The organism is Nostoc sp. DSM 114160, from assembly GCF_053470305.1.
Genome location: NZ_JBPFGO010000002.1, coordinates 704678 through 716346, shown reverse-complemented (window position 1 = coordinate 716346; position 11669 = coordinate 704678). Strand labels below are relative to the sequence as shown.

Annotated in this window: 9 protein-coding genes and 1 pseudogene; 6 read left to right on the top strand and 4 right to left on the bottom strand. The window is 41.0% G+C overall.

The genetic code is table 11. The features are described 5' to 3' along the window. The first annotated feature begins 197 nt into the window (after positions 1 to 197). The 3 genes from NSTCB13_RS20080 to NSTCB13_RS20070 all read left to right on the top strand — a co-directional run bounded on the left by NSTCB13_RS20080 (position 198) and on the right by NSTCB13_RS20070 (position 5064). Positions 198 to 2726 (top strand): sugar phosphate nucleotidyltransferase, encoded by a 2529-nt coding sequence (locus NSTCB13_RS20080; RefSeq protein WP_448273600.1) that lies wholly within the window; start codon positions 198 to 200, stop codon positions 2724 to 2726. Between the two features lie 1003 nt (positions 2727 to 3729). Continuing rightward, positions 3730 to 4242, top strand: a complete 513-nt coding sequence (fldA, locus tag NSTCB13_RS20075) for a flavodoxin FldA (protein ID WP_448273599.1) — start codon at positions 3730 to 3732, stop codon at positions 4240 to 4242. Between the two features lie 72 nt (positions 4243 to 4314). Next, positions 4315 to 5064 (top strand): alpha/beta fold hydrolase, encoded by a 750-nt coding sequence (locus NSTCB13_RS20070; RefSeq protein WP_448273598.1) that lies wholly within the window; start codon positions 4315 to 4317, stop codon positions 5062 to 5064. 119 nt (positions 5065 to 5183) lie between these two features. On the opposite strand, the gene NSTCB13_RS20065 is transcribed toward NSTCB13_RS20070, so the two are convergent. The 3 genes from NSTCB13_RS20065 to NSTCB13_RS20055 form a co-directional block, all read right to left on the bottom strand. After that, positions 5184 to 5462 carry a DUF2442 domain-containing protein gene (locus NSTCB13_RS20065; RefSeq protein WP_448273597.1) on the bottom strand — a complete coding sequence of 93 codons (279 nt, stop codon included), beginning with the start codon at positions 5460 to 5462 and terminating at the stop codon, positions 5184 to 5186. A 6-nt stretch (positions 5463 to 5468) separates the two neighbouring features. Beyond that, positions 5469 to 5729, bottom strand: coding sequence for a DUF4160 domain-containing protein (locus tag NSTCB13_RS20060; RefSeq protein ID WP_448273596.1), 261 nt, complete (start codon positions 5727 to 5729; stop codon positions 5469 to 5471). Positions 5730 to 5835: 106 nt separating this feature from the next. Then, positions 5836 to 6084, bottom strand: a complete 249-nt coding sequence (locus tag NSTCB13_RS20055; RefSeq protein ID WP_448273595.1) for a hypothetical protein — start codon at positions 6082 to 6084, stop codon at positions 5836 to 5838. Positions 6085 to 6312: 228 nt separating this feature from the next. Here NSTCB13_RS20055 and NSTCB13_RS20050 point away from each other — a divergent pair, with 228 nt between their 5' ends. Both NSTCB13_RS20050 and NSTCB13_RS20045 read left to right on the top strand, forming a co-directional pair. After that, complete coding sequence (locus tag NSTCB13_RS20050; RefSeq protein WP_448273594.1) at positions 6313 to 7923, top strand: tRNA-guanine transglycosylase; 1611 nt, start codon at positions 6313 to 6315, stop codon at positions 7921 to 7923. Then, positions 7871 to 8449, top strand: coding sequence for a hypothetical protein (locus NSTCB13_RS20045; protein ID WP_448273593.1), 579 nt, complete (start codon positions 7871 to 7873; stop codon positions 8447 to 8449). The genes NSTCB13_RS20050 and NSTCB13_RS20045 overlap by 53 nt, the downstream gene beginning before the upstream one ends. 405 nt (positions 8450 to 8854) lie before the next feature. On the opposite strand, the gene NSTCB13_RS20040 is transcribed toward NSTCB13_RS20045, so the two are convergent. Continuing rightward, on the bottom strand, positions 8855 to 10192 hold the full coding sequence (locus NSTCB13_RS20040) for an ABC transporter ATP-binding protein (protein ID WP_448273592.1): 1338 nt from the start codon (positions 10190 to 10192) through the stop codon (positions 8855 to 8857). A 190-nt stretch (positions 10193 to 10382) separates the two neighbouring features. Between NSTCB13_RS20040 and NSTCB13_RS20035 the strand changes: the two are divergent. Beyond that, positions 10383 to 11640: pseudogene (locus tag NSTCB13_RS20035) on the top strand (FAD-dependent oxidoreductase). Positions 11641 to 11669 lie beyond the last annotated feature (29 nt).

Sequence of the window (11669 nt, the reverse complement as noted above, 5' to 3'; positions counted from 1 at the left end):
ACAGACGCGATTAATCGCGTCTCTACTCTTAACTCCTAACTCAGCACTCCTAACGCCCAATCCCCAATGCCCAATCTATATGCATCTTGTGGAAGTTCCTCAAATATGAATATCCATAGGAGACTAGAGAAAGAAAAACAAAATATATGTGACACGTTTTTCAAATAGCGAAAGCTGTAACTAGTTAAGGAGGATTTATGCGTGCAGTACTGATGGCAGGGGGTTCGGGAACGCGGCTTCGCCCGTTAACTTGCGATCTGCCAAAACCGATGGTGCCGATTCTAAATCGACCAATTGCCGAACATATTATCAATCTCCTCAAACGACATCAAATTACAGAAGTTATTGCAACATTGCATTATTTACCTGATGTCTTGCGAGACTATTTTCAAGATGGCAGCGATTTTGGCGTCCAGATGACTTATGCTGTCGAAGAAGATCAGCCTTTGGGTACAGCAGGCTGTGTAAAAAATATTGCCGAACTTCTTGATGAAACCTTTTTAGTTATTAGTGGGGATAGCATAACAGATTTTGACCTGACGGCAGCGATCGCATTTCATAAACAAAATAAGTCAAAAGCTACTCTGATTTTAACCAGGGTTCCCAACCCGATTGAATTTGGAGTGGTGATTACCGATGAGGAAGCCCGGATTCGGCGATTTTTAGAAAAACCCTCTAGTAGTGAAATTTTTTCTGATACCGTCAACACTGGTACTTATATTCTCGAACCAGAAGTTTTGGAATATCTGCCAGCAAACGTTGAATGTGACTTTTCTAAAGACTTATTCCCTTTACTGCTAACCAAAGATGAGCCAATGTATGGTTACATTGCCCAAGGTTACTGGTGTGATGTCGGTCACTTAGATGCTTATCGTGAGGCTCAGTATGACGCGTTAGATCGGAAAGTCCAGTTGGATTTTGCCTATAAAGAAGTTTCTCATGAATTATGGGTAGGCCAAAATACTTACATCGATCGCACGGCTGTGATTGAAACCCCGGCTGTGATTGGTGACAATTGTCGTATTGGGGCAAGAGTACAGATTGAGGCAGGAACCGTAATTGGGGATAATGTCACTATTGGCGCTGATGCTAATCTCAAACGTCCCATTGTATGGAATGGGGCATTTATTGGCGAAGAAGCACATCTTTCTGCCTGTGTAATTTCCCGTGGTACTCGTGTAGACCGCCGCGCCCATGTATTAGAAGCTGCTGTTGTAGGTTCGCTTTCTACGGTGGGAGAAGAAGCCCAAATTAGCCCTGGTGTACGTGTTTGGCCCAGTAAAAAGATTGAATCAGGGGCAGTTTTAAACATTAACTTAATTTGGGGAAACACAGCCCAACGCAATTTATTCGGTCAACGTGGCGTTCAAGGATTAGCTAATATCGACATCACCCCAGAATTTGCCGTGAAATTGGGAGCTGCTTACGGTTCTACTTTGAAACCTGGTTCTAAAGTAACGGTTTCCCGCGACCAGCGTAATATTTCTCGGATGGTGACGCGATCGCTGATTGCAGGTTTAATGTCGGTAGGTGTTGACATTCAAAACCTTGATGCTACAGCTATCCCCATCGCCCGTACAGTTATACCCACAATGTCGGTAGCTGGTGGTATCCACGTCCGGGTACACCCAGACCGCCCTGACTACATTCTGATTGAATTCATGGATGCCAAAGGCATTAATATCACCAAAGCCCTGGAAAAGAAAATTGAAGGGGCTTACTTTAAGGAAGATATGCGGCGGGCGCTAATTCATGAAATTGGCGATGTATCTTATCCTAGCCAAGTCATGGAGCGCTACTGTACTGCTTTTGAGAAATTATTGCATGTTCATACACTCCGCAACAGTCGGGCAAAAGTGGTGATTGACTATGTTTATGCAGTATCAGGGGCAGTTTTACCCCAAATGTTGGATAAATTTGGTGCTGATGCAGTGGTATTGAATGCCAGTGTCAATAAAACGGCAATGTCAATCACCGATCGCGAAGGATTGCTGACTCAGTTAGGTCATGTAGTGGAGGCATTGAAAGCTAACTTTGGCGTGCAAGTATCCGCTAATGGAGAACAGCTAATTTTAGTTGATGAATCCGGCTACCCAATTCGCGGGGAAATGTTAACAGCATTGATGGTAGACATGATATTAACTGCTAACCCCAGAGGAACAGTAGTTGTACCAGTTCATGCTTCTAGTGCTATTGAACAAGTCGCCCGTCGCCATGATGGTAGAGTGATTCGCACTAAAGCCAACCCTACAGCTTTAATGGAGGCTTGCCAGAAAAACCCGAATGTGGTAATAGGAGGTAGTGGAGAGACTGGTTTTATTTTCCCGCAACTGCATCCGGGATTTGATTCCATGTTTTGTATTGCCAAGATAATTGAGATGTTGACTATACAGGAGCGATCGCTTGCTGCTGCGCGGTCAGAATTGCCCCGTGTAATTCACAAAAGTTATACAGTCCGTTGCCCGTGGACAGCCAAGGGTGCTTTGATGCGTTACTTAGTGGAAACTCACCCAGCGCAAAACCTAGAACTCATCGATGGAGTAAAAATTTGTCAACCCTACGATGATAGTTGGCTGTTAGTTTTACCAGATGCCAGCGAACCACTGGTGCATTTGTATGCAAATAGCAACGATCGCGAATGGGTAGATGAGACTGTGAGAAACTACCGCACCCGTGTTCAGACTTTTGTGGAAAGGCAACAAGAATATCAACCAGCCGAAGTGTAATTCGTAATTCGTAATTCGTAATTGAATTCTTTAATTACGAACTACGAATTATCTTGACCATCCGCCCAACTATCGAAAGGAAGTAGGCTTTCGCCTTTGCCCTTGTAGTTTACTCAAAGTATTAAAACTTGACATCTATTTAACGTGAGTTCTAGGAGTGCTATTTTGACCTCTCCCCCAGCCCTTCTCCTACCAGGAGAGGGGAGCAAAAACCCTCCTTACTTGTTACTCCTCCCTCTCCCAAGGGGAGACGCACTCGCGTTCGCCTTTTAGGAGAGCAGGGTGGTTTCATACAACGAGAGAAAAACTAAAAATAGGTTTCAAAGCCTCTCTCCGCTTCGGGGAGAGGTTTGGAGAGGGGTCAAAATCTATGGTTATATATGAGAAATCAAGACTTATGTATTTTTCTTTTTTCGTATGAAACCACCCTGCGTTCGCCTTTTAGGAGAGGGAGGCTGTCCGGGAGAGGTCTGTCGAACTCACGTTGATTTAAACTATCTTCTTGCAGAGTGCGTTATTCACTCTTAATATAAAAGTACGCTAACTCAATCGAGTTACCGTACTTAAAGCAGCCAAAGGACAATATCACATAACTCCTGCAAGATCAAGTCTTGTATCGCTTTTAGTCTAAACTCTTTTGTTCAAGCGTTGATCTCAATACTCCTATTCGAGTCAGTGCGAGGTTTTTGACCAATTAAGGTATGAAAATTCTTGCTGCCTCGTCTAGTTTTCGGTTTGTTTCCTGAAATACTTAACAAAAGTTTACTCATTTAAATGAAAAAGACTCTCAATTAGTCTGATAGGATATCTTCAGAATTATTGAGACTAATACTCATTAAGCTGGTCATGTATTTCAGCTATTTGCAAACTTTCTGAAAAGATAACGCTTTTGACTTGCGTGGCTGTTCAAACACTGGAGTCGATACCTTGATGGGCAGATTAACCAACCTCTCAGGGCGACTTTCCAGCAGGGCACACAACTATTTACTTATCAGGTGTCAATATGTCAAAAAAAATTGGTTTGTTTTACGGTACTCAAACTGGTAACACTGAATCCGATGCTGAAAAAATTCGGGATGAGTTTGGTGATGATATTGTGACATTACATCCCATCTACGAGGCGGATACTAGCACTTTTGATGAGTATGACTTGCTGATTATTGGTTCTCCTACTTGGGATATTGGTCAACTTCAGAGCGATTGGGAAGGCTTTTTCTCCGATCTAGATGAAATAGATTTTAGTGGAAAGCTAGTTGCCTATTTTGGTGATGGAGACCAATATGGCTATGCCGATAACTTCCAAGATGCAATCGGAATTCTGGAAGAAAAAATTTCCCAACGAGGCGGTAAAACTGTTGGTTACTGGCCAACTGAGGGATATGACTTTGAGAATTCTAGAGCTTTGAGAAATGGCAAGTTTGTCGGATTGGCACTTGATGAAGGTAGTCAATCTGATTTAACAGATGAGCGAATTAAAACTTGGGTTGCTCAGTTAAAGAAAGAATTTGGTTTGTAGAGATTTAGGGCGTACAGCTAACTGTACGCCTTTGTTGAAACTGATAATTTAATTTAGAAAATATAGGTATTTATGTCTGATTCATTTGATGTTTTATGGTTAAGTGCCAGTCCTGTTTTGCAGCGTTTTGATAAACCATTACTTGAACATTTATCTAGGTATATAAATATCGCCCAGTGGGAATATCAGCAAACTAGAGATGAAGCCAGTTCCATAGATCAAGCTGTAGATTTACTGTATGAATTTTTAGAATGCCGCGGTCCCGTGCATTTAGCCGGTCATGCGATGGGTGGTGCGATCGCTTTAACCTTTGCGCGGCGATTTCCGCAAAAAGTGCGATCGCTCACTCTGCTGGCTGTAGCAGCTCAACCTGCAAATAATTGGCAAGCTCACTATTACTTTCAACGACAACTTTTTAGCATCAGCCGTGAATTAGTTTTGGCAAGTAGCGTTCGCAGTTTGTTTGGCAATCAACCACCTCATACCACTAAAAAGTTAGTAGCTGCCTTAGATAAAGATTTAGAACAATCTCCCACGTCACACTCTTTATTTAAGTTGGTTTATTTACCCAAGGGTGGAGTTTCTATGCCAATGATGGTATGTGGTAGCAAGAGCGATCCGGTAGTCAATCCACCTGCATTGCATGACTGGTTAAATTGGTTGAAGCCAGAAGATAAACTTTGGGAATGCCCACAAGGGTATCATTTTTTTCACTATTTTTATCCTCAACAGGTTGGCGAACAAATTTTGAGTTTTTGGCAATGCCACCATCCGCATCTACTGGAAGCATCTGCACTATCTTTTAGTACTTCTACAAATTAGTAACTTTGAGAGTGCCATGTCTAATGACAAGCCTTACGGCTACGCACTGGTGAAATTTGGGGTGTAATGAGGTGCGTAGCTTGCCGCCGTAGGCATCGCTAATTAAATTTTTTTTCCTGTCACACACTACGACTTAACTTATAGTTAGGAATAGGTTGATTGCTAATTACTGCATAGAGAACATCTGGATCGAGGTCGGCTCCCGATCGCCATTGTATTGTGCCTAATTCGTGGTTTAGTTCAACCTGAGCAAAGTATTTTTTATCTTGCAAAGGTGCAAAAACACCTGTAAATTTAATCAGCTTACTGATATCAACTATTCCTTCCATTTTGTCTTCAAAACAGATATATAGTTGATAGTTTTCTCTTGGTTCCACTGCAATAATATCTTTTAACATATTTTACTACTCCAATGGTAAGACCATATTGAGGGTTTGATTATCTCTAGCTAGTTCCCAGTTTTCCATCAATTCACTCTGATGTAAAGTCGCCCATTCTGATATCAGTTTAAAAGCTCTAGAGCTAAGTTTACCTTCTAAAATTTCTAAGGTTTCAATGCTAATTATGGCTTTTTGTTGATTGTATCTTACGTGAAAATGTGGGGGCGGATGGTCATTATAATACATAGTAATGATCATACCGAAAAAACGACTAATTTCTGGCATACTTTATTCCCTCTTCAGGATGTATTGGAAGCCAATGTGCGTCTACGCCTTAATTAACGTTTAACATTGGAAGATGGGTAAGAAAAACTTGCCAAATGGCAAATATTTAGTTGGCATTTCTACGAGGCTTCTGATTGTACATTTCCCGCAGCTTTTGAAGATACTCCGGTTCAGTCTCAATTTTGATCCAGATATGGTGTACCAACGCTAGCCTCTGTTTGTGCTTCTCATTTGGCATTCTGCGGTCAACTCCCTGAGAAAACCAATGATTGACGGTTGTTATTGAACAGTCACAAATAAAAGCTAGTTCTTCCCGTGAGACATTCCAGTGTCTGAGAAACTCATTGAGTTCCATTTCCGCTCGTATATGAAGTGTAAATAGGCATTTAACTCATCTAAGTGTCCCTGAGTAGGAGTTTCAGAAGCAATAGCAATAGCTATTAAATTTGCCATTTGGCAAGTTCTGAGCTATCTTAACTATGGTGAAATAAATATTTATCCTCATTTACTTTGGACAGATTCATAATCTGTTCTATATTTTTGCTTTCTCAAAAAAGAAGCAACTTCATGACGTATCTAAAATATGGTCTCAGTTAAATTCTCGGTTAAGAAAGTTTCACAACATGGTCGTATTGGCAGGCTCTGTTATAAAAAGCGTTATTTTAATACCCCTCTTTTGTTTCCAGTAGTATCTTTGGTTACTGGCACAACAGCAAAGGGAGGAGGACTGTGGAAATACATTTTGCAGATGGATGAGTCTAATAGTCTACTACGTCGTAATTTGCCAGTGTTGTCTCAAGTACTTCACTTTTTAGACTTCATCCCGAATAAAAAAAACTCGCTGGCATCTTGGCGTAAATTCGGTATTAAACGGCGTTACCTTGAGGAAGTCTCTCCTCCTGTAAAATATAATGCTCCACTTTTCCTCGATTCAGGTGGTTTCAAACTTCTTTGGAACAAAAGTATAGATTTGTCTGCTTATGGTTTATCTATGGAAGATGGACAAGGATTTGAGTCGATATTGAAGTTACAAGAAAACTTTGGTGGGGATATTATCGCTACATTAGACTATCCTTTACCTCCTAAATTAGCAGTGTCCGAAGCAAAAGAACGTATGCAGAAAAGCTTGGACAATGCTATAGCTGCTGCTTTAATACTACAAAAACGATCTCGATGGAAACCATTTCTTTATGTTGCTGCTCACGGTCAAGAGAGAGATAGCATGAAAAATTATGTTAAACAGGTATTTGATGAGTTTCAGAGAGAAGAGTTAAAAAATTATTCTTTTGGATTAGCAGTTGGATCATTAGTACCATTGCGAGGTGCTAATAAAAATACAAAGATTATTGAATTAATTAAAGGTTTGCAAGAAAGCATTCCTGAAAACAGACAAGAATTAACTCCTATTCATGTATTTGGTATAACTGGTAGTTTAATTCCAATATTAGCTTATTTAGGTGTAGATAGCTTTGATTCTAGTAGTTATGTTCAGGAAACTAGGAGTTTGAGCTACATAAATCCTGAGACCAGGAAACCAGAACCCATTTTGGAAATGGAAGAATTGACTTGTGATTGCCGTGTTTGTCAAAAAGCAAATTTAGAACATATACAAAATGCATTGATATCTGAGATTAGTGGTAAACCTGTTCATAATGGTCACTATAAAAGTAAATACTATGCTGACATTGCTTTACACAATCTAGAAATGGATTTCCGTATTGTAAATAAAACTAGAGAAGCGATAGAGGCAGATTACTTACAAGAATATCTCATTGAATATACAAAAAAACTTCCTCATCTACAACCTGTAATGAATGCGATCGCCACTGAAGATACTGAGTTACAGATTAGGCTATCACGCACACTAATACCAGTACCCAAAAAACAAGAGTTCGAGAATAACGAACAGGTTATTTCTCTAAAATATAAACCTGCTGACTTTAATATTCTGAATAATGGCTATGCACCGCTATCTGGTAAGCATATTATGCTAATAATTCCTTGTTCTGGAGAAAAACCTTATTCTAAATCTCGCTCTCATCGCTTCATTACGGAACGCATAGAGAAAGTTTTGGGTGATATAACAACATCAATAGATAAAGTTACATTATCTGGATTATACGGCCCAGTGCCGGAAAAATATGAAGCTTATCTGGATTTTAGCGGAAATCTTAGATCGTATCCTGCAAGATGATAACTTACGTCAACAAGTAGAGCGAGTTGTCGTTGAAGGACATCACAAGGAGTTTAATGAAGATTTAGTATTACATACAGCTTCACATTTATTACATAGAGCGATCGCTGCTATTAGTGGTGTTAATGAGCAGGAATTAGAATACTGGTATGATGTAAATCACAGAGAAGTAATTGTCTGGGAACGATACGAGGGTGGAGCAGGAATTTCAGAAGTTTTTGAGAATAGGCTACGAAATAATCCTCAAGAAGTTTATGAGGAATTATTATCATCAGTTATCTGCCCTGTAGATTTAGCAGAAAATCAAAATTGGACATCAGCTGAAGAGTTACGTGCTGCATTGGCTCAAAATTGGAATTTGCCGTCTGATAGTCAATTCATTGATAGAGTTGTAGAAGAAGCCGAAGCAGAACGTCATGTACAACTTCAACAACAAGAACAAGAGGAAGAAAACCGTATGGTTTGCCGAGAACATGATGGCTGTCCCTGCTTGCATTCACACTACTTACTGTACAGAACGAGATAACCAAGCCTTGAGTGTCAGCCGGATTGTTGGTGAAGCTATCCTGCGTTATTTTGTACAAAGAGATTTTTAAATTAAGCTAGAACTTAAAATATCAAAATATTACATATTTTACAAGTTAAAATTTAAAATTTTAGCTATTCATGGTCAATGAATGATAATTAAAAATCTAAAAGAATATCAAAAATATAAAAATGCAGCTTTAGAAGTGATGCATAAGTTAGCTATATCCATTGTTGACTGTTTAGATAAGAAACTGTACTTACAAAGTCTGTAGGTAAGACTTAAAAGAAAATATCAGTGAGAAGAAAAGTTTCAACTGAGCATAATAACTTATTTGAAATGCGATCGCTAGCAAAATTACCTACCAAGATCGCATAAATCTTTTGGTAATTCCCAAGATTAATTCTAGGGAAATATAGCTAACTCAGTTTCTGGATCAAAAAAGTGAATTTTCTCTGGAGTTAGCGATAACCATAGTTGTTCACCAGCTTTTACAAATCGGTCTGGTGGGATTCGCACTTGCAAGGAATTGGCTGTAGTGGCTCTTTGAGATCCTGGTTCGGCAATCTTAACAGCGAGAAAGGAATCGTTGCCGAGATTTTCTACCAAATCTACTTGCACGGGTAGATTTTTAGTTGCAGGCATACTCAAGTTCAAGTGTTCTGGGCGAATGCCTAAAATTAAAGTTTTCCCATCATATTTTTGTAAAGCTTTTCCCCAAACTTCTGGCAGGGTGAAACGCAACTGGGAATGAGTAATCAACTGCGGAGCATGAAATTCTACAGGAATAAAATTCATCGGTGGCGAACCAATGAACTCTGCTACAAAAAGATTTGCAGGACGGTTGTAAAGTTCTAGGGGAGAAGCAACTTGCTGAATTTTACCCTCAGACATAATCGCAATGCGATCGCCCATTGTCATCGCTTCTGTTTGGTCATGGGTAACGTAAATTGTCGTTGTCCCCAATTGGCGCTGTAATTTGACAATTTGAGCGCGGGTTTCCGCCCGTAGTTTTGCGTCTAAGTTAGAAAGCGGTTCATCCATTAAGAATACTTGCGGGTCACGTGCGATCGCTCGTCCCAATGCAACCCGTTGTCTTTGTCCCCCAGATAGTTGTTTGGGTAAGCGATTCAGCAATGTTTCGATTTGCAACAGTTGAGCAACACTACGCACCTGTTCATCCACCGCCCGTTCTTTGTTAGAAATATAGCGCAATCCTTTAGGTAACTTTCTGGTCGCCCCCACAAAAAGATTTTCCGCCCAGGTGGAAAGTTGAGAGTGGGCAATGGGGAGTGGGGAATGCTGATTTTCCCTATTCCCTATTCCCCATTCCCTATTCCCTAATTCCCTGCGGCGCAACCCAAAAGCGATGTTGTCATACACCGTCATGTGCGGATAGAGGGCGTAATTTTGAAACACCATTGCGATGTCGCGTTCCTTGGGTGGTAGGTCATTAATTAAGCGATCGCCTATCCAGATATTACCGCCAGTCATCGTTTCTAACCCGGCGATTAACCGCAGCAAGGTACTTTTACCACAACCAGAAGGGCCTACCAGCACCATAAATTCACCGTCTGCGATCGTTAGATTAATCCGCCGCAAGACATTGACACTTTCCGCCCGCTCTTGGGCTACATCGATTTTTTCCCCAGGCGTGAGGGGAGATTGGGTTTGTGAGGTAACACTTTCCCCTTTACGCGGGGAAAAACTTTTATAAACGTTTTCTAAAATTACTTGGGACACAACTAATTATTGTGATTGGGGATTGGGTATGGGGCATTGGGCATTGGGGATTGGACTAATGACTAATGACCAATGACAGTTTAGCGCCCATCATAATACACCTTCAGGGTAAATACGAAAAGTTAAAAAAACAGCTTGCACTATCAAAAGCAAACTATTCTAAATTTTAGGGCTATCAAGAGGTGTTGTGATGACTACCGATGTACCTAAAAATCTTTCCCAAGACCCAAATATTAACCCTATCCATGACATTGTAGACGTACAAACTACAGATTGTTGCATTGTGGGTGGGGGACCAGCAGGAGCAGTATTGGCGCTGTTGTTAGCGCGTCAAGGCATTTCTGTGATGCTGCTAGAAGCACACAAAGACTTCGATCGCGACTTTCGCGGCGATACAATTCATCCGTCGGTGATGGAAATTATGGAGGAATTGGGATTAAGCGATCGCTTGTTAGAACTTCCCCATACTAAAATGCGCCAAATTAGTATTCAAACTCCTCAAGATAATGTCACATTCGCAGATTTTAGCCATCTGAAAACCCATTATCCCTACATTACAATGCTTCCCCAGGTAAAATTCTTGGAGTTCATCACCCAAGAAGCACAAAGATATCCTAATTTCCATCTGGTGATGGGTGCGAATGTGCAGGAATTAATCACCGAAAATGACGTGATTCAAGGTGTCCGCTATCGAGGAGGCGGTGGTTGGCATGAAATTCGGGCAATACTGACAGTTGGTGCAGACGGGTCGCCACTCACGTTTACGCCACTTGGGTGAGTTTGAATCCATCGAAACTTCACCGCCAATGGATGTCCTCTGGTTTCGCCTACCGCGTCAGCCAGAAGACTCTGAAGGAGGAATGGGGCGCTTTGGTCAAGGTAAACTAATCGCCATACTTGACCGTGGCGATGAGTGGCAAGTTGCCTATGTTATTCCTAAAGGAGGCTATCAACAACTAAGGGCTGCGGGTTTGGAGGAATTAAAAAAATCTGTTGTCGAAGTAGTGCCAGAATTCCAGCAACGTATTCAAAATTTACATGATTGGTCACAAGTAGCTTTTCTCTCGGTCGAGTCCAGCCTTGTCAAACGTTGGTATCGTCCGGGACTGTTAGTCATTGGTGATGCAGCTCATATAATGTCCCCCGTTGGTGGAGTTGGCATTAACTACGCGATTCAGGATGCTGTAGTCGCGGCGAATGTACTTAGCAAACCGCTCAAAAACCGAGAAGTACAACTGAGTGACCTAGCAAAAGTACAACGTCAACGCGAGTTGCCTACACGCATTATTCAAGCGTTTCAAACTTTTATCCAAAAGCGGGTATTGGCCCCGGTTATCACCTCAAATCGCACCTTTGTACCACCTGCATTTTTGCGCTTACCCATCTTGCGCGACCTTCCAGCCAGGTTGATCGCCTTGGGTGTTTTTCCAGTTCACGTCAAGGCTTAATTTTTGCCAAAAATTTTTTCTATTTAATT

Bases quoted from the DNA above. Each gene is read 5' to 3' on its own strand.
- NSTCB13_RS20080 (WP_448273600.1), top strand. From the start codon at position 198: ATGCGTGCAGTACTGATGGCAGGGGGTTCGGGAACGCGGCTTCGCCCG.
- fldA (WP_448273599.1), top strand. From the start codon at position 3,730: ATGTCAAAAAAAATTGGTTTGTTTTACGGTACTCAAACTGGTAACACT.
- NSTCB13_RS20070 (WP_448273598.1), top strand. From the start codon at position 4,315: ATGTCTGATTCATTTGATGTTTTATGGTTAAGTGCCAGTCCTGTTTTG.
- NSTCB13_RS20065 (WP_448273597.1), bottom strand. From the start codon at position 5,462: ATGTTAAAAGATATTATTGCAGTGGAACCAAGAGAAAACTATCAACTA.
- NSTCB13_RS20060 (WP_448273596.1), bottom strand. From the start codon at position 5,729: ATGCCAGAAATTAGTCGTTTTTTCGGTATGATCATTACTATGTATTAT.
- NSTCB13_RS20055 (WP_448273595.1), bottom strand. From the start codon at position 6,084: ATGGAACTCAATGAGTTTCTCAGACACTGGAATGTCTCACGGGAAGAA.
- NSTCB13_RS20050 (WP_448273594.1), top strand. From the start codon at position 6,313: ATGGTCTCAGTTAAATTCTCGGTTAAGAAAGTTTCACAACATGGTCGT.
- NSTCB13_RS20045 (WP_448273593.1), top strand. From the start codon at position 7,871: ATGAAGCTTATCTGGATTTTAGCGGAAATCTTAGATCGTATCCTGCAA.